11 protein-coding genes are annotated in these 17,449 nt (G+C 64.4%); 7 read left to right on the top strand and 4 right to left on the bottom strand.

The window, feature by feature from the left end:
- Positions 1 to 26: 26 nt before the first annotated feature.
- From CR152_RS30450 to CR152_RS30435, 4 genes are all read right to left on the bottom strand, one after another.
- Positions 27 to 2,132 (bottom strand): putative bifunctional diguanylate cyclase/phosphodiesterase, encoded by a 2,106-nt coding sequence (locus tag CR152_RS30450; protein WP_099881265.1) that lies wholly within the window; start codon positions 2,130 to 2,132, stop codon positions 27 to 29.
- A 2-nt stretch (positions 2,133 to 2,134) separates the two neighbouring features.
- On the bottom strand, positions 2,135 to 5,107 hold the full coding sequence (locus CR152_RS30445; protein ID WP_099881263.1) for a hybrid sensor histidine kinase/response regulator: 2,973 nt from the start codon (positions 5,105 to 5,107) through the stop codon (positions 2,135 to 2,137).
- A 247-nt stretch (positions 5,108 to 5,354) separates the two neighbouring features.
- Positions 5,355 to 5,576 (bottom strand): YbdD/YjiX family protein, encoded by a 222-nt coding sequence (locus CR152_RS30440; RefSeq protein WP_099882947.1) that lies wholly within the window; start codon positions 5,574 to 5,576, stop codon positions 5,355 to 5,357.
- A 2-nt stretch (positions 5,577 to 5,578) separates the two neighbouring features.
- Positions 5,579 to 7,642: a carbon starvation CstA family protein gene (locus CR152_RS30435; protein ID WP_099881261.1), complete on the bottom strand. Its 2,064-nt coding sequence runs from the start codon at positions 7,640 to 7,642 to the stop codon at positions 5,579 to 5,581.
- 219 nt (positions 7,643 to 7,861) lie between these two features.
- Here CR152_RS30435 and CR152_RS30430 point away from each other — a divergent pair, with 219 nt between their 5' ends.
- The 7 genes from CR152_RS30430 (at position 7,862) to CR152_RS30400 (ending at position 17,332) form a co-directional block, all read left to right on the top strand.
- Positions 7,862 to 9,235: a cache domain-containing protein gene (locus tag CR152_RS30430; protein ID WP_099881260.1), complete on the top strand. Its 1,374-nt coding sequence runs from the start codon at positions 7,862 to 7,864 to the stop codon at positions 9,233 to 9,235.
- The gene (locus tag CR152_RS30425; protein WP_099881258.1) at positions 9,232 to 9,861 is read left to right on the top strand and encodes a response regulator; all 630 of its coding nucleotides are present in this window, start codon (positions 9,232 to 9,234) and stop codon (positions 9,859 to 9,861) included. Before CR152_RS30430 ends, CR152_RS30425 begins: the two co-directional genes overlap by 4 nt.
- Before the next feature lie 119 nt (positions 9,862 to 9,980).
- The gene (locus CR152_RS30420; protein ID WP_099882945.1) at positions 9,981 to 11,165 is read left to right on the top strand and encodes an HDOD domain-containing protein; all 1,185 of its coding nucleotides are present in this window, start codon (positions 9,981 to 9,983) and stop codon (positions 11,163 to 11,165) included.
- 1 nt (position 11,166) lies between these two features.
- A complete protein-coding gene (locus CR152_RS30415; RefSeq protein WP_099881256.1) occupies positions 11,167 to 13,188 on the top strand; it encodes a putative bifunctional diguanylate cyclase/phosphodiesterase in 2,022 nt (673 codons plus the stop codon).
- Positions 13,189 to 13,406: 218 nt separating this feature from the next.
- Positions 13,407 to 15,299, top strand: coding sequence for a calcium-binding protein (locus CR152_RS30410; protein WP_099881255.1), 1,893 nt, complete (start codon positions 13,407 to 13,409; stop codon positions 15,297 to 15,299).
- Positions 15,300 to 15,494: 195 nt separating this feature from the next.
- Positions 15,495 to 17,006 carry a calcium-binding protein gene (locus tag CR152_RS30405; RefSeq protein ID WP_167399977.1) on the top strand — a complete coding sequence of 504 codons (1,512 nt, stop codon included), beginning with the start codon at positions 15,495 to 15,497 and terminating at the stop codon, positions 17,004 to 17,006.
- Entirely contained in the window at positions 17,003 to 17,332 is a 330-nt protein-coding gene (locus CR152_RS30400; RefSeq protein ID WP_157778847.1) for a type I secretion C-terminal target domain-containing protein, read from the top strand. The genes CR152_RS30405 and CR152_RS30400 overlap by 4 nt, the downstream gene beginning before the upstream one ends.
- Positions 17,333 to 17,449: the final 117 nt, after the last annotated feature.

Raw genomic sequence — 17,449 nt, 5'->3', positions numbered from 1 at the left:
GATGATGGTTCAAGGAAGCCGTGACGCTATTTCATCGCCAGCGCCATCGCACCTGCTTTATTGAGCATCAGCGTGATCGATTCATGCGGTGACGGATGCCCCAGGTAGAACCCCTGCACCAGATCGCACCCGTACTCCTCCAGCAGCACCAGCTGTTCATCGGTCTCCACACCTTCGGCCACCACCACCATCTTCAATCCATGCGCCATGGCGATGATGGCGCGCGTAATGGCGGCGTTTTCCGAATCCTGCGGCAGCCCGCAGATGAAGCTCTTGTCGATCTTGAGCGCGCGCACATCGAAGCGCTTCAGATAATTCATCGACGAGTACCCGGTGCCGAAGTCGTCGATCGACAGATACACGCCGATCCCGCGCAGCTGCTCCAGGGTGGCCATGGTCGCCTTGGCGTCGTCCATCAGCGTGCCTTCGGTCAGTTCCAGCTCCAGCATCTTGGGATCGAGCCCCGAGTCGTGCAGCGCCGAGAGCACGATCTGGGTCAGGTTCTCGTCCTTGAACTGCTTGGCCGATAAATTGACCGCCATGCGGATCGCGCGCCCGGTCGCCTTTTGCCAGGCCTTGGCCTGGTTGCAGGCGGTGCGCAGCACCCACTCGCCGATCGGCACGATCAAGCCAGTCTCCTCGGCCAGCGGAATGAACTCGGTCGGCGAAATGATGCCGCGCTCCGGATGGCGCCAGCGCACCAGCGCTTCGACGCCGACGATCTCGGACGAGCGCACGTCGATCTGCGGCTGGTACAGCAGATACAGCTCTTCGTTCTTGAGCGCCTTGCGCAAGCCCACTTCGAGCTTCACGTGGCTCATGATCTGCATCGTCAGCGAGGAACTGTACAACTTTGCGTTGTTCTTGCCGCAGTTCTTGGCGTGATACATGGCGGTGTCGGCGAACTTGAGCAGCGAGTCGCAATCGTCGCCGTCTTCCGGGAACAGCGAAATGCCGATGCTGGCGGTGACAAAAATCTCGTGCCCCTCGATCAGGAAGGGACGGCGCATCGCTTCCTTGACCCGGTGCGCCACGTTGAGCGCGTTTTCGACCCGCTCCAGGTCGGGAATCAGGATCGTGAATTCGTCGCCGCCAAGGCGTGCCAGGTTGTGCGACTGGTCCCCGCGCGAGACCAGGTCGCTCGGGCGGATGGTTTCGCGCAGGCGCTCCGAGACGATCTTGAGCAGATGGTCGCCCACGTTGTGGCCCAGGGTATCGTTGATGCGCTTGAAGGCGTCCAGGTCCATGAACAGCACCGCGAACTTCTTCTTGCCGACCTTGGAGCGGTGCAGTTCGCGTTCCAGCGTTTCGAGAAACGCCTGGCGGTTCGGAATGCCGGTCAGGCTGTCGCAGTAGGCCAGGCGGCGGATCTGTTCCTCGGTGCGGCGCCGCTCGCTGATATCGCGCACGAGGCCCAGCACCTCGTCCGGCCCGGTGGCGACCAGGCGCGCTTCGAAGTGCTGCACCATGCCGAAGCTGGCCAGTTCATATTCGACCGAGCGCACGTGCTGGGTATCGAGCACGCAGTGCATCTGTTCGAGCAGGCGTTCGGCGATGTCGCGCGGGAGCACTTCGGTGATGTGCTTGCCCACGCACAGTTCCGCGGGAATCGCGGCCGAGGCATCGTGGCCCTGTTCGTAATCGAGGTAGACGCCGTCCTTGCCGAGCCGGAAAAAAGTGTCGGGGATGGCGGCCAGCACCGCGCGGTTGTGGGCGTCGGCGATGCGCAGCCGCACGATGGCGTCGCTGGCGCGCAGCACGTACAGCACGCGGTGGCCGAGGATCGGCCAGTTGATCGGTTTCGACACGAAGTCGGTGGCCCCGGCCTCGTAGGCGTTGGTGACCGCTTCAATGTCGTCGCCCCCGGTGACCATGATGATCGGTACCGGGGCTCCGGTTTCGATGCGCCGGATTTCGCGGCAGGCCGAGAAGCCGTCCATGTTGGGCATGTCGACGTCGAGCAGGATCAGGTCCGGCGCCATGCTCTGGTAGAGGGCGACGGCCTGCAGGCCGTCCTCCGCTTCGATCGCGTCCAGGCCGACCTGGCCGAGCATTTCGAGCATCAGCAGGCGCATGACCGGATCGTCGTCCGCCACCAGGACGACGCCGCGCTTGATTGGGGTAGCAGCCATTTTTAATGTTCCTTCTCTAGGAGGGCATTGAGCGAGTGGCACACGGCCTGGAATTCCCGCTCCATGTCGGTAAGGATGCCGGACGCGCCTTCGGTGGTATCGGTGCGGCCCAGCGTTTCCATGTCTTTGCACATCTGCGCCAGCGTTTCGGCGCCGACATTGGCGCTGCTCGATTTGAGGCTGTGCGCGACCTTGCGCAGGTTGCCCGGATCGAGCCCGGAAATGGCCTGGCGCAGCGTGCGCAGGTGCTGCGGCGTGTCGCCCACATACGCCGCAATCACTTTTTGCACCAGCGCGTCGCCGCGCTCCTTGCTCAGCGCCCGGATATTTTCGAGCGCGTGACGGTTGATGACGTCGCGCTGCACCGCGCCCGGCGTGGCAGGCAGGCGCGCGGCCGGCGCGCGCGGCTCGATCTGGCGCAGCACGGCATCATGCGGACCCGCTTCGCGCGGCGCCGCGTCGATGCGCACGGTTTGCACCGGCGGCGCCGGAGGGGGAGCAGGGACCGGCGCAGGAACCGGAGCAGATACTGGGGCCGGCACCGGCGCCGCGCCGGCGTGGTGGACGTTGGCGGCCAGCGGCAGTGTGATCCAGCGTCCGAGCACGGCGGCCAGCTCCTGCTGGCTGAATGGCTTGCTCAGGTAATCGTCCATGCCGGCGGCGAGGCACGCTTCCTGGTCGCCCTGCAGCGCGTTGGCGGTAATCGCAATGATGGGCAGCGTGCGCGCGCGGCCGCATTCGCGCTCGTGGCGGCGGATTTCGGCGGTTGCGGCAAAGCCGTCCATCACCGGCATCTGGCAATCCATCAGTACCACGTCGTAGCCGTCGGTGCGGGCCGCGGCCAGCGCTTCGGCGCCGTTGCGCGCGCAGTACACGCCCAGGCCGAGCGAGTCGAGCATGGCGGTCGCCACTTCGACATTGACCGGGTTGTCCTCGGCCAGCAGCACGCGCTGGCGGCGCAGCTTGCGGCCCGTTGGCGCGACTGGTGCGTGCGCCACCGGCACCGGCGCCAGGGAGGCAACCTGCTTGCCGCGTGGGCGCGTCATGATGCATTCGAACAGGTCGGCCGCGCGCGCCGGCTTGATCAGCTGATACGCCACGCCCGCTTCGCGCCGCTGCACCGGATCGGCGGCCAACCGGTTGTCGCTGATGAGCATGATGCGGGTGGCGCTGGTGGCGGGGTCGCCCTTGATGCCGGCCGCCAGCGACAGCCCGCTGGTGCGCTCCAGGTTCATGTCGATGATCGCCACTTCGTACGGGCGCCCGCTGTGGGCCGCGGCCAGCAGGCGGTCGACCGCGTCGCGCGCCGACACCGCGCTGTCGCTGGCGACCTGCCACTCGGCCAGCTGCTGTTCGACACTGGCGCGGCTCTCCGCCTCTTCGTCGACGATCAGCACGCGCATGCCTTCGGTCATGCGCAGGCTGGCATCGAGCATGTTCGGGTCGACCCGGCGCTTGTCGAAGCTGACCGTGAACCAGAAAATCGAGCCCTGGGTGGGGGCGTTGTCGACGCCGATTTTGCCGCCCATCAGTTCGACCAGCTGGCGCGAAATGGCCAGGCCAAGGCCGGTGCCGCCGTATTTGCGCGTGGTCGAACTGTCGGCCTGGGAAAAGGCGTCGAAGATCCGGCTGCGCGCCTCGCGCGAGACGCCGATGCCGGTGTCGTGCACCTCGAAGCGCAGGCCGACGCTGGCGCCGTCTTCGGTTTCGACAGCCACCTTGGCCAGGATCTGGCCGCGGTCGGTGAACTTGAGCGCGTTGCCGATCAGGTTAGCCATGATCTGGCGCAGGCGGTTGGGGTCGCCGCAGATGGCGATCGGGATATCGTTGGCGATCGCAAAGTCGAGCGCGATGCCCTTGGCCTGCGCTTGCGGGGTGTAGATGGTGTTGATGTCGTCGAGCAAGTCCCACAGGTTGAAATTGATGTACTCGATCGACAGCTTGCCGGCCTCGATCTTGGAAAAATCGAGGATGTCGTTGATGATCACCAGCAGGTGTTCGCCGGAGCGCTTGACCAGCCTGGTGTAGTTGCGCTGGGTATCGTTGAGCGCGGTGCTCAGCAGCATTTCGGTCATGCCGAGCACGCCATTCATGGGGGTGCGGATTTCGTGGCTCATGGTGGCCAGGAAGGCGCTCTTGGCGCGGCTGGCCGCTTCGGCCGCGTTCTTGGCCTTTTCCAGCTGTTCGGTGCGCACGCTGACCTGGCGTTCGAGTTCGTCGCGGTGGTGGGTGAGAGCGGCGCCGCGCCCTTCGATCTGGGCCAGCATGGCGTTGAAGCTGTCGATCAGCGAACCCATTTCGTCGGTGCGCTCGTGGGGGATGCGCAGGTTGTAGTTCTGGCTGGCCGAGACCTTTTGCGCCGCGTTGATCAGCTTGGCGACCGGGTCGGCGATGCTGGCCTTGAAGCGGCTGGCCAGCATCAGCGACATCAGCAGCGAGCCGCCCATGGCGGCGGCAATCACGCCCAGGCTCTTGAGGATGTCGAGCCACATCAGGGTCAGGTCGGCCTCGATCATGACGATGCCGACCTGATAATTGGCGTTGATGATAGGGCGGTACAGGCGCATGCGGCTGGACCAGAAGCGGCTGCCCTGGCGGCTGGCCTCGGCCAGCACGTCTTCGTCCAGGTTCATTTCCGGCGCGCTCGGTTCCGGTTCGGCGTGGCCGCTGCGCACGTACCGGGCAAAGAGTTTGCCTTTGCGGTCGAACAACACCGCGTTGGATATTTCGACCTTGGCCTTGAGCGCGGACAAGGTGGCGGTGGCTTGATCGCGGTCGTTGAACATCAGCGCGTCGACGCTGTTGGTGCCGATCACGCCGGCAAACGAGGATAGCTGCATGCCCTCGTCCTTGCGGTGGTTGAGGACCGAGGTGACGGCGAAGGCAATGAAGACAAAGAACAGCGCGGTGCCGGTCGACAGGAACGAGATGATCGTCAGTTTTTTGTTCAGGCTTGAGCGTTCGAAGTTCAGCATGGGACGACCCGGCAAGAGGTGGTGTGGCCCGGGAAATATGTCCCGCAGGAAAAATATACGGGGATTGATCTGGCACGACTTTGATAAGGCACAAAGGTGCCGGGACGGTGTCTGAAAATGCGACAGGTGGGAGTTGCTTGGATGATATTGCAAGCGCGTCTCTTCGGGACCGTGCGCGCCCCCGCCGAATGACGGCGCACGCACGGTGCGGGTGTAAAAAAGGGACGCCGCAGCGTCCCTTTGTGTTTCAGCAGCAGCCGCCGCGTTTTCCCGCGCCGCCGTAGCGCGCTTCCTGCCGTTCGCGGAAAAACTCTTCGTAGCTCATCATCGGCTGGTCCGGATGGGTTGCCTCCCTATGCGCCACATACGTGTCGTATTCGGGCAGGCCGACCATCAGGCGCATGCTTTGCCCGAGATAGCGGCCGGCCTGGGCCAGGCCGCGTCCGGCGTCCGCCAGATCGCTGAACATGCTCATGCGGGCTTGACCGCATTGGCGACGAACGGCGTTTCCTGCGAGCTCGGCGCGGCATTGGCGCGTGCCTTGAACACCGTGCGCGCGCCGAAAAACAGTACCGACAGCACCACGAACATGAAGAAGCCCGCCAGCGACGCATCGAGATAATCGTTGAACACGATCTGATGCATCTGCGCCATCGACTTGGCCGGTGCCAGCACAATGCCTTGGTCGATGGCTGCCTGGAACTTTTGCGCGTGGGCCACGAAACCGATGCGCACATTGTCGTGGAAAATCTTTTTCCAGCCGGCGGTCAGGGTGCAGGCCAGCAGCCAGGCGGTCGGCACCATGGTCACCCACGCATATTTGGCGCGCTTCATTTTGAACAGCACGCAGGTGGCGAGGATCAGGGCGATGCCGGCCAGCATCTGGTTGGCGATGCCGAACAGCGGCCACAGGGTATTGATGCCGCCCAGCGGATCGACCACGCCCTGGTACAGGAAGTAGCCCCAGGCCGCCACGCACAGCGAGGTGGCGATCAGGTTGGCCGGAATCGATTCGGTGCGCTTGAGCGAGGGTGCGAAGGTGCCCAGCAAGTCCTGCAGCATGAAGCGTCCGGCGCGGGTGCCGGCGTCCACCGCGGTGAGGATGAACAGGGCCTCGAACAGGATCGCGAAGTGGTACCAGAAGGCCATCATGGCCTTGCCGCCGATGACGTTCGAGAGGATGTTGGCCATGCCCACCGCCAGGGTCGGCGCGCCGCCGGCGCGCGAAATGATGGTGCTTTCGCCGACATCTTTCGCGGTCTCGGTCAGCATTTCGGGGGTGATGTAAAAGCCCATCTGCGTCACGGCCGCGGCCGCCGATTCGGCCGTCGTGCCGAGGATCGCGGCCGGGCTGTTCATGGCAAAGTAGATGCCCGGCTCGATGGTCGAGGCGGCCACCAGCGCCATGATGGCGACGAACGATTCCATCAGCATCGCGCCATAGCCGATGAAGCGCGCGTGCTGTTCGTTTTCAATCATCTTCGGGGTGGTGCCGGACGAAATGAGCGCGTGGAAACCCGATACCGCGCCGCAGGCAATCGTGATGAACAGGAAGGGGAACAGGCTGCCCGACCACACCGGGCCGCTGCCGTCGATGAACTTGGTCATGGCCGGCATTTTCAGGTCCGGCGCGACGATCAGGATGCCGATCGCCAGGCCCACGATGGTGCCGATCTTCAAAAAGGTCGACAGGTAGTCGCGCGGCGCCAGCAGCAGCCACACGGGAATCACCGAGGCCACGAAGCCGTAGCCGATCAGCATCCAGGTCAGTTCGGTGCCGGTGTAGGTGAACATGGGGCCGAGCACGGCGTGTTCCTGCACGTACTGGCCGCCGATGATGGCCAGCATCAGCAGCACGAAGCCGATCAGCGACACTTCGCCGATCCGTCCCACGCGCACGTAACGCGAGTACACTCCCATGAACAGGGCGATGGGAATGGTGGCCATGACGGTGAAGCTGCCCCACGGCGAGCCGGTCAGGGCCTTGACCACGATCAGCGCCAGCACGGCGAGAATGATGACCATGATCATGAAGGTGCCGAGCAGGGCGATGACGCCGGGAATGTCGCCCAGTTCCGATTTGATCAGGTCGCCAAGCGAGCGGCCGTCGCGCCGCGTGGAAATGAACAGGATGATGAAGTCCTGCACCGCGCCGGCCAGCACCACGCCGGCCAGGATCCACATCATGCCGGGCAGGTAGCCCATCTGCGCGGCCAGCACCGGGCCGACCAGGGGACCGGCCCCGGCGATGGCGGCGAAATGGTGGCCGAACAGCACGTATTTATTGGTGGGAACGTAGTCGAGGCCATCGTTGAACTTGTAGGCCGGGGTCTGGCGCCTGGGATCGAGCCCGAGCACGCGGTCGGCGATAAACTGGCTATAGAAGCGGTACGCGATCAGGTACACGCAGACGGCCGCGGCGATGATCCAGATCGCATTGATGGCTTCGCCGCGCTTGAGCGCGATATAGCCGAGCGCGCAAGCGCCGAAAACCGACAGCGCAGCCCAGCCGAGCTGGCTTGACAGACGTTTCATGGTGACTCCTCCAAGGGGTTTTTTTATGGTCCGTGCCGGTTTGACCGGTCAAGCCGGTTGTTGACTCCGCACAGCGTGATTCAGTATCGAATGGGTCGTTCTCCTCGGCAAGCGCACCAATACGCAGGGCAATACGTATTACTACGTAACCACAAGCGGCGGAAGGGACGTAGAATGTGGCTCATTTCACAAAGCCGTCAACGGCAGGCCGGGCGCTGCATGAAGTTAAGGCAAAAGGTCATCTTTCTCGCGATTACGCCGCTGATTCTGGCGCTGTGCACGATCGCGCTGTTCGTGCGCCATCAGGCCATCACGCTGGCCCAGCAGCAGCGCGATACGATCCAGCAAGCCTATTTGGCCAGCAAGGAAGCCGAACTCAAACACTACGTGGACCTGGCGGCGCGCTCGGTGGCTCATCTGGTCAATTCCGGCAAGCGCGACGACGCCACGCTCGATGAAGCCAAGCGCATCTTGTCGACCCTGAGCTATGGCGACGATGGCTATTTCTTTGTCTACGATTACCAGGGCAACAGCTTGATGCATCCGCGCCAGCCCGAGCTGGTGGGGCGCAACCTGTGGGACATGCGCGACGTCAACGGCGAGCCGACCATCCAGCGCCTGATCGCCCGTGCCAGGGCTGGCGGCGGGCTGCAGCGCTACATCTGGGCCAAGCCGTCGATCAACAAGCCGGCGCCCAAACTCGGGTTTGTGATTCCGATGGAAAACTGGGGCTGGATGCTGGGCACCGGCATTTATCTCGACGACGTGGACGCCGCCCTGGCCAAGATCGACGCCCAGCAGTCGCGCAATATCCAGGGCACCTTGCTGTGGATCGCGGTGCTGGCGATTGTCAGCGCGCTGGTGGTGGCCAGTTCCGGGCTGGCCTTGAACATCAGCGAGCTGCGCGTGGCCGACGCCAAGCTCAAGGTGCTGGCCCAGCGGGTGGTCGAGTCGCAGGAGCAGGAGCGGGCGCGTCTGTCGCGCGACCTGCACGACGGCATCAGCCAGTGGCTGGTATCGATCAAGCTGCAGATCGAGGCCGGCGTGATCCGCCTCGGTGGCGACGCGGCCCAGCAGCAGAAGGCGCGCGCCAGCTTCGAGCACACCGCCAGCCAGCTCAACGATGTGCTGGGCGAGGTGCGGCGCATTTCGCACAATCTGCGTCCGGCCATTCTCGACGATTTGGGCCTGGCCGCCGCGCTCGACCACCTGGCGCACGAAGCGACCCAGAACAGCGCGCTGCCGGTGCGCTTCCTGGCGCGCGGGGCCAGCGAGGGTCTGGACGATGTGGCCAACACGGTGCTGTTTCGCATCGCCCAGGAAGCGCTGACCAATATCGAACGCCATGCCGGCGCGCGCCAGGTCGAGATCACGCTGGCGTGCGAGGGCGGCTGCGTCACGCTCACGGTTGCCGACGATGGCGCGGGTTTTGACGCGGCCAGCGTGGCGATCCACCCCAAGCGCGGCATCGGCCTGCGCAACATGATGGAGCGCATGGACGCCATCGGCGGCCAGCTCGCCATCACTTCGTCCGCCGCCGGCACCTCGGTGCAGGCGTCGGTTCCGCTTCCACCCACCGCCACGCGCTCATGACCGACATCATTCACATCCTGCTGGTTGACGACCATCCGCTGGTGCGCGACGGCTTGCGCGCGCGCCTGGAGGCGGTGCCGCATTTTCGCGTGGTGGCCGAAGCCGACGGCGCCGACGACGCGCTGCGCCAGGCCGGCGAGCACGCCATCGACCTGGTGCTGATGGACATCAACATGCGCGGCCTCAGCGGCATCGACGCGACCGCCCAGTTCCGCCAGCGCTACCCGGCCATCGCCGTGCTGATCCTGTCGATGCACGACAAGATCGAATACGTCAGCCAGGCCATGCAGGCCGGCGCGCGCGGCTATGTGCTCAAGGACGCGCCCGGCAAGGATATCGTGCTGGCCATCGAGACCGTGATGGCCGGCGGTATTTACTACAGCGCCGCGCTGGCGCGCCAGCTGGCCCGCCCCAGCGTGCAAGACAACCAGTTGACGGTACGCGAACAGGAAGTGCTGCAGCAGCTGGCAGGTGGCCAGTCCAACAAGCAGATCGCGCGCGCGCTCGACCTGTCGGTACGCACGGTGGAAACGCACCGCCTCAATATCAAGCGCAAACTGGGCATCGAAGGCCAGGCCGAACTGATCAGATACGCCGTGCAGCACGCACGTTTTGAGGGAAGCTAGTATCCTTTTACATTGACGGAAAATAATGATGACGAACTGCTATTGCAAGCGCCATGAAGTGGTTGCTTCGGATCATTATCTCAACTAAGATTGTCCAACCCCCTAATTCAAAGATGCCGATGGCTGCCTTCGACACAACACCGTTCCCGTTGGTAGAAATGCAAGCGGTGGCCAACGCGCAAAACGAGTGGCTGGCGCTGACCGTGCGCATCGCGCCGGGCTTCGACCAGGCCGCCGCCCTGCACGCCGTGTTCGGCGAGCCCGACCTCCTCACCGCCATTGCGCCGCTCGACTGCATCCTGCACCTCGCATCGCCCGCCATACTGACACCGGCGCTGCTGGCGCTGATGCCGCCGCACCGGATGATTTTCGCCATCGATGCCGGCGTACTCGGCGACGAGGCACTGGTCAAGCATGCGCTGGCGCTGCACGACGAAGGCTACCGCGTGCTGCTCGACGGCCAGCCGGCCGAGGGCGTCAAGGTGCCGGCCACCTTGCGTGCGGTTGCGCTCGACTGCAGCGCGGGCTTGCCGGTGGTACGCGGCGGCAAATACCAGGTACTGTCCCTGTTCGGCCCGCACCTGGCGCATGGCGTGCACAGCGCGCAGCACTTCGCCCACTGCACCGAGGCCGGCTTCGAATGGCTCAGCGGCGAATGGCCGCTGCGTCCCGCGCCCAGCGCCAAGCCGCACGACGGCACCTCGCGCAAGCGCCTGCTGGCCTTGCTGGGCCTGCTGGCGCGCGACGCCGAATCGCGCGAGCTCGAACAATTGCTCAAGCAGGATCCGGCGCTGTCCTATCATCTGCTCAAGCTGGTCAACTCGGCCGCGTTCGCGCTCAGCACGCAGATCACCAGCTTCGGCCAGGCCATCAACCTGCTGGGCCGGCGCCAGTTGCAGCGCTGGCTGCAACTGCTGCTGTACGCGCGCCAGCAGCCCGACGGCATGGCCAATCCGCTGCTGCCGCTGGCCGCCTTGCGCGCGGCCCAGCTCGAATGTCTGTGCAAGCTGCAGGGCGGCGAGCGCGACGACCAGGATATCGCTTTCATGACCGGCGTGTTCTCGCTGCTCGACGTGCTGTTCGGCATGTCGATGGAAGACATCGTCGGCGCGCTCGGCCTGGCGCCGGCCGCGGCCGAAGCGCTGCTGCTGCGCGAAGGACGCCTCGGCGAACAACTGAGCATGGTGGAGCAGCGCCTGCCGGCATCCGCGCAACTGGCCGCGCTCGGCATCGACAACAAACAATGGTGGCAAAGCCAGTTGCACGCCTTCCACTGGGCGATCCAGGTCGGCAGGAACCTGTAGGATGCATGTCAGCGCCGCGACCGATTTCCTGACCAGTAGTGCCGCCCTGTGTGCCGCCGTGCTCAAGCTGCGCGGCGAGCCGCTTGCGGCCGAGCTCGGGCGCATCGCGCGCGAGCTGCTGGCCAGCCCGCACGGCAGCTTTGCCGCGCCGGGGCAGGCGGCCGACGGCGCCGTTCCCCAGCTTGCCTGCGAGGTGACCAACGGCGCTCACTATTTCGGCCGCTTCGTCGTCAGCGGGCGCGCCGCCTACGACGACACCGACCGCCGCCTGCTGGCCGGCCTGGCCGACCTGGCCGCCAGTTTGTTGCAGGTCAACGACTTCGCGCTGCGCTCGACCCAGGCTTACCTCGACCTCGAAGCAGAGCTCTCGCACCAGGCGCAGATACTCGACCAGATCCACGAGTCGGTGCTGACGATGGACCAGACCGGCTACATCACCAGCTGGAACAAGGGCGCCGAACGGCTGTTCGGCTACAGCGCGCAGGAAGCGGTGGGGCGCAACATCCTGTTCCTGTACGCCGAGGAAGACACGGCCTTCCACGATGCCTTCGTGGAGCAGGGCGGGCGCATGATGGAAGTGCGGCGCCGCAAGAAGTCGGGCGAGGTGTTCTGGGCCAGCCTGTCGCTCTCGCCCCTGCGCGACCGCGAGCAGCGCCCGATCGGCCTGATCGCCTACCTGACCGACATCACCGAACGCAAGCACGCCGAAGAACGCCTGCACCACCTGGCGTACTACGACGCGCTGACCGGCCTGCCGAACCGCAGCCTGATGGCCAAGCTGGTCGACCAGGGCTTGACGTCGGCCCAGCGCAAGAACGCCACCGCCTGCATTTTGTTCATCGACCTGAACCGCTTCAAGATGTTCAACGATACCCTCGGGCGCGCCACCGGCGACGAGCTGCTCAAGCAGGTGGCGCAGCGCTTCCGCCAGGTGCTGCGCGAACAGGATGTGGTGGCGCGCCTGTCGGGCGACGAATTCGCGGTCGGCCTGTTCGACATCCGCGAGCATTTCGAGGCGACCACGGTGGCGCACAAGCTGCAGGCGGCGCTGGTCGAGCCGATCATCATCGAAGGACACGACCTGCGTGTGGGCGCCAGCATCGGCATCAGCGTCTATCCGCAGGACGGGGTGGACGCCGAAGCCTTGCTGCGCGTGGCCGACATCGCCATGGCGCGCGCCAAGCTGGGCGGCGATGGCGACAGCGTGACCTTTTACAGCCACGACATGAACCAGGGCATGCAGGAACGCATGCGTCTCGAATCGGGCTTGCGCCAGGCGCTGGCCGATGGCGAGCTGCTGCTGCACTACCAGCCCAAGTTCGAGATCAGTACGCATTCGATGGTCGGCGCCGAAGCGCTGGTGCGCTGGATGCATCCGCAGCGCGGCCTGGTGCCGCCGGCCGAGTTCATTCCGCTGGCTGAAGCGACCGGCCTCATCGTCCAGCTGGGCGAATGGGTGCTGGAAGCGGCCTGCGCCCAGGCGGCGCGCTGGCAGGCGGCCGGCCTGCCGCCGTTCCGCCTCGCCGTGAACGTGTCGGCGCGCGAATTTTCGCCGGCCTTGCCGGTCCGGGTGAGCGAGACCCTGGCGCGCTACCAGCTCGATCCGTCGTGGCTGGAGCTGGAAATTACCGAGAGCACGCTGATGCACGACATCGAGCGCGTGATCGCCATCATGGACCGCATCACCGCGCTCGGCGTGAGCCTGTCGCTGGACGACTTCGGCACCGGGTATTCGAGCCTGTCGTACCTGAAGCGCTTCCCGATCGACACCCTGAAGATCGACCGCTCGTTTACCACCGGCCTGCCGTTCGACGGCAACGATTGCGCCATCGCCAGCACCATCATCAGCATCGGGCGCCAGCTGCGCCACAAGGTCATCGCGGAAGGCGTGGAAACCTTGCAGCAGCTCGAATTCCTGCGCGACGCCGGCTGCGACGAAGTGCAGGGCTACCTGTTCTCGCGCCCGCTGCCGGCCGCCGACTTTGAAGAACAGCTGCGCGCCGGCTGGGTCGATCCCAGCTGATCTTTTAAAGACACCTGTAGGCTTTCTTACTGGAGAGGGTTATCGCGACCGTGTCCGGCAAGCTGACGGCCCCGGCGGGCTGCATTCACGCTAGTTTTTTAACCACATATAAGGTTTCTTGTGGACATGGTTATGCTGCACGGGCATCATGGCAACATGAAAACATTGACAGAAATATCTGTCTTGTTTTTCAGCGTGCCATCACCCCAAGGATCCCCATGAAGAATTCCCTATCGTCAAAGCTTATTCCAATGCATCGCTCCGCCGCCGGCGTGCGCAAGGACGCCGATGCGAGCACCGCCCTTGCCGGCAGCAGCGCAGCGGCCGGCCCGAACGCCGAACTGACGCTGACCGGCACGGAGGGCGATGATACGCTGATCGGCGACGTCCAGGATGACCGCATCGACGGCCTTGGGGGCGCGGACCTGCTTTCCGGCCTGGAGGGCCATGATTACCTGAACGGCGGCGACGGCAACGACACCCTGTTGGGTGGCGGCGGCAACGATGTGCTCCGTGGTGGCGAAGGTGACGATCTGCTCGACGGTGGCGATGGCAACGACAGGCTTTCCGACAGCTCCGGCAACGATACGCTCGACGGCGGTGCCGGCGACGATGACCTCACTGTCGGCGCCTGGTTTTCCATGGCGGGTGGCAAGGTCAGCGTGTCTGGCGGTGCCGGCGACGATACGATCGATTTCGAATCGGGCGGGCCGACGAAAAGCGTGGACGCGTGGGGTGGAAGCGGTAGCGATATTTTTTACTTTGCTTATACCCGACACGACGAAAGCGTCGTGATCAACGATTTTCACGCCGGCATCGGCGGCGACCAGCTCAAGTTCAACGAGAGCCTCTCATCATCGTCCAACCCGTTTGGCGTCAGCGGCTACCTGCGGCTGGTCCAGAGCGGAAACGATACTTTATTACAGGGGGACAACGATGGCGCCAAAGGCACGGCCTTCACCTTCCATACCTTGGCAACACTGCGCGGCATAGTCGCCACCAGTCTCGATGCTGCCAATTTTGTAGCCGGAATCAATCCCGACGGGACGGAGGGCGGCCGTTTTGTCATCGGCACCGCACACTATGATTACCTCTACGGCGGCGGATATGGCGATACGGTCATGGGAGGCGGCGGGAGCGACACCATCGAGGGTAAAGAGGGCAACGACGTGCTCCATGGCGAGTCGGGCAACGATTACATCGACGGCGGCGAAGGCAACGACCAGCTATACGGCGGCGAGGGCAGGAATTATTTGTTCGGTGGAACGGGCGACGATCGCATCGAGGGCGGGAGCGGCGAAGACACCCTTGTTGGCGCGGAGGGCAACGACACCATCAACGGCGGCAGCGGGAACGACATCATCGAGGACTTCGGCGGCGATGACCAACTGAGCGGCGGCGATGGTAACGACGACATCCGTGGCCTTTATGGGGCCGACACGCTCATTGGGGGCAATGGCAACGACAATCTGTTCATGATAGTGGGCGACTGCGTGCTCGACGGCGGCGCCGGCGACGACACCCTCGATGGCGGGATCAGTGACAGCCTCCTCAATGGTGGCAGCGGCAATGACCACCTGAAAATTATTGTTTTTGGCAATAGCGGCCTGTTTGGCGGTAGCGGAAATGACGTGCTCGACATGCTGCTTGCAAACGGCCGTGTGGTGGTGTCGGGCGGGGCGGGCGACGACACCTTCAATCTCAGGGATTCTGGCCGAAACACCAGCGTGACCGCCACCGGCGGCGACGGTGTCGATACCTACGCAGTGAGCGGATCTGGCCCGGGCGGCAACATCACGGTCAAGGACTTCCGCGCAGGCACCGGTGGCGACCGCATCGATGTCACCTTGATGCCCAACTCAGGCGGACCTGGCAACCCGCTCGCCACGGGCGTACTGCGCTACCTGCAAAGCGGCACCTCCACCGTGGTGCAGTTCGACGCCGATGGCAATGCCGGGCCCGACACCGCCTACACGCTGATGACCCTGCAGAACGTGATGGCCGCCAACCTGACGGCTGACAATCTCATCTACGCCACGGCACCGGCCCTCGCTGCTGTGGTGCCAGTGGAACTGGTGGGCGTGGCGCCCGACTACGTGCACGCCGGCTAAGCACACCTGTCAGGGGTCGGCCGGCCTGACGCTGGCGGCCCGTGAGCCGGCGACTTCCGTCCCCGGCTTTTTTTACGAACAAATATAAGCGTTCCATATGGACATGAACATCCACGACAGGCATGATAGTAATCTGTAAACATTGCAAGGAATGCTAAGCTGGCTGTTCACCTTTCTATCACTTCAAGGATGACCATGACGATTTTCCCTACCGCGGCACTGGCCCGCTCCGCGTTCGCACCGGCGCACCGCTCCGCCGCCAGTATCGGCCAGGATGTCAACGTAAGCGCCGCGCTGGCCGGCCCGCTCGACACCGCCACGCCCACTTCCGGCCTGACCCTGACCGGCACCGCCGGCATGGACACCCTGACCGGCGGCGCGCTCGACGACCGCATCTACGGACTGGGCGATACCGACCATTTGTTTGGTGAGGGTGGCAACGATTACATCGACGGCGGCGCCGGCTCCGATGTCCTGTCGGGCGGCGATGGCGACGACGTGCTGATCGGCGGCGAAGGCGTCGATTGGTTCAACGACGAGATGGGCAACGATACCCTGATGGGTGGCAGCGACAACGACTTTTTGTACGCCAAAGTGGGCGACAATCTGCTCGATGGTGGCGACGGCAAGGATTTCCTGTCCGCCGGCAACGGCAACGACACGCTTAACGGCGGCGAAGGTGACGACGAAATCCATGCAGGCGCTGCGTGGGTCCCGTTTGAAACAACGGTGCATCTCAATGGGGGTGCGGGTAAGGACCTGATCGTCATGGAAAACAATATGATCGGCAAAACCGTCGAGATATCGGGGGGCAGCGGCAGCGATATTTTCTTCTTTGATTACGGCAGGCACTTTGAAACCAACGTGATCAACGACTTTCAGACCGGCATCGGCGGCGATCAGTTGAACATCGCTCAGGTCCCGTCCGGGCCCGAAAACCCGTTCGGCGCCGGCGGTTACCTGCGCCTGGTTCAGAGCGGAAACGACACCGTGTTGGAGTACGACCCCGACGGCGCCGCCGGCACGGCGGGATTTCATCCGCTGACGACCCTGCGTGGCATCGCCGCGACCGATCTGCACGCAGCCAATTTTGTGAACGGAAACAATCCCGACGGCTCGGAAAGCGGACGGTATGTCGTGGGGACCGACGGCGATGATTATTGCGACATGAGCGGCTGGGACGATACGGTGATGGGCGGCCTCGGCAACGACAATATCAAAGGCCGCGCCGGCAACGATGAACTGAACGGCGGCAGCGGCAGCGACAGCATCGAGGGCGGCGACGGTGACGACGATCTGTTCGGCGCCGATGGCGACGACGTTCTGACGGACGACGCGGGGACCAACATGCTCTCGGGCGGCAACGGTAACGACTGGCTGGCGAGCTACCTTGGCGATAACGTCCTTGACGGCGGCGCCGGCAACGACACCCTGCACGGCGGCTACAGCAATGCCCAGATAAATGGCGGCAATGGCAACGATTCCCTGTTCATCGATTCGCACGGTGACAGCGGTCTGTTCGGCGGCAACGGGCAAGACGTTCTGGAGATCCGCCTCGCGTCCGGGCGCGTGGTGGCGTCGGGCGGGGCAGGGACGACACGATCATTATCCAGCGCGACTACGAAGCGAGCACCGTCGTCAACGCCAGTGGCGGTGCGGGAATCGACACCTACGAACTGCGCGGCACGAACCGCAGCGGCGAGGTGACGGTCAAGGACTTCAGCGCGGGCGCTGGCGGCGACCGCATCGACGTGACGGCCTTGTTCACGGCGTCCACGCCGGGCGGCGACCCGATGGCAGCCGGCATTGTGCGCTTCCTGCAAAGCGGCACGGCGACCCTGGTGCAGTTCGACCGCGACGGCCCGGCGGGTGCCGACAGCGCTTATACGCTGATGACCCTGCAAAACGTGGTAGCTGGCAACCTGACGCCTGATAATCTCATCTACGCCAAGTCAGCTGCCGCCGCTTCCATCGCGCCGGTGGAACTGGTGGGACTGGTGAGTCAGGCGCCTGAGTACGTGCACGCCAGCTAAGCCGTAGTCCGCAGCCGCGGCCAGTCTGTCATTGCAGCGACTGGCCGCTGCTCCCTTGCGGGATGTTGTCTGACATGTCGCGCCGCGTGGCCGACTTCCAGTGTTCTCCTTCCAACC

This window comes from Massilia violaceinigra (assembly GCF_002752675.1).
Lineage (GTDB): Bacteria > Pseudomonadota > Gammaproteobacteria > Burkholderiales > Burkholderiaceae_D > Telluria_A > Telluria_A violaceinigra.
Note: the sequence above shows the minus strand (reverse complement) of the source record. Positions and strands in the feature narration are given on the sequence as shown.

Coding starts and splice junctions, on each gene's coding strand:
- CR152_RS30405 (WP_167399977.1), top strand. CDS start 15,495: ATGACGATTTTCCCTACCGCGGCACTGGCCCGCTCCGCGTTCGCACCG.
- CR152_RS30450 (WP_099881265.1), bottom strand. CDS start 2,132: ATGGCTGCTACCCCAATCAAGCGCGGCGTCGTCCTGGTGGCGGACGAC.
- CR152_RS30435 (WP_099881261.1), bottom strand. CDS start 7,642: ATGAAACGTCTGTCAAGCCAGCTCGGCTGGGCTGCGCTGTCGGTTTTC.
- CR152_RS30445 (WP_099881263.1), bottom strand. CDS start 5,107: ATGCTGAACTTCGAACGCTCAAGCCTGAACAAAAAACTGACGATCATC.
- CR152_RS30415 (WP_099881256.1), top strand. CDS start 11,167: ATGCATGTCAGCGCCGCGACCGATTTCCTGACCAGTAGTGCCGCCCTG.
- CR152_RS30430 (WP_099881260.1), top strand. CDS start 7,862: ATGAAGTTAAGGCAAAAGGTCATCTTTCTCGCGATTACGCCGCTGATT.
- CR152_RS30410 (WP_099881255.1), top strand. CDS start 13,407: ATGAAGAATTCCCTATCGTCAAAGCTTATTCCAATGCATCGCTCCGCC.
- CR152_RS30420 (WP_099882945.1), top strand. CDS start 9,981: ATGGCTGCCTTCGACACAACACCGTTCCCGTTGGTAGAAATGCAAGCG.
- CR152_RS30425 (WP_099881258.1), top strand. CDS start 9,232: ATGACCGACATCATTCACATCCTGCTGGTTGACGACCATCCGCTGGTG.
- CR152_RS30440 (WP_099882947.1), bottom strand. CDS start 5,576: ATGTTCAGCGATCTGGCGGACGCCGGACGCGGCCTGGCCCAGGCCGGC.